At 44.9% G+C, this 670-nt stretch carries 1 protein-coding gene; it reads left to right on the top strand.

The window, feature by feature from the left end; all coding sequences use genetic code 11:
• Positions 1 to 133: 133 nt before the first annotated feature.
• Positions 134 to 604, top strand: a complete 471-nt coding sequence (tnpA, locus tag DQG13_RS30360; RefSeq protein ID WP_113023929.1) for an IS200/IS605 family transposase — start codon at positions 134 to 136, stop codon at positions 602 to 604.
• Positions 605 to 670: the final 66 nt, after the last annotated feature.

Genomic DNA, 670 nt, shown 5'->3' with positions numbered 1-670 from the left:
TTGTATACGAAAACCCCCAGTTCGACTGGGGGTTCTAAAAAGCTTAAAGCTATGAGTAGTCCATCTTTTGAACTTCATGATAAAATGAGTGCCGGTCTGCCAACCGCACATATGAAATCAAAGGAGCCAAAAGATGGACAAGAGCAGCTTAGCACATACCAAATGGAACTGCAAATACCATATTGTATTTGCTCCGAAATATCGGAGACAAGTCATTTACGGGAAACTGAAGCGAGAAATCGGAAAGATCATTCGCCAGCTATGTGAGCGAAAAGGAGTGGAAATCCTGGAAGCAGAAGCATGTCCAGATCACATCCACATGTTAGTGAGCATTCCGCCGAAGCTAAGTGTCTCCGAATTTATGGGATATCTAAAGGGAAAAAGTTCGCTGATGATCTTCGATCAATTTGCGAATATGAAGTATCGGTATGGAAACCGTCAATTTTGGTGTAGAGGATACTTCGTGGATACCGTAGGACGAAACAAGAAAGTGATCGAAGAATACATCCGCAATCAGCTGACAGAAGATAAGAATTACGAACAACTCACCATGAAAGAACTCCTGGACCCGTTCACGGGGGAGTCGGCAAAAAAGGGCAAGTAACGTAGCCCCTTTAGGGGCCAGCCCGTGAGAGTCCCGCGGTTGGCAGATATTCCATGCGCCTTCTTA

This window comes from Paenibacillus sp. YN15, from assembly GCF_003285005.1.
Taxonomy (GTDB): domain Bacteria; phylum Bacillota; class Bacilli; order Paenibacillales; family NBRC-103111; genus Paenibacillus_AR.
Note: the sequence above shows the minus strand (reverse complement) of the source record. Positions and strands in the feature narration are given on the sequence as shown.

Excerpts from the sequence above, each read along its gene's own strand:
- tnpA (WP_113023929.1), top strand. The coding sequence starts at position 134 with ATGGACAAGAGCAGCTTAGCACATACCAAATGGAACTGCAAATACCAT.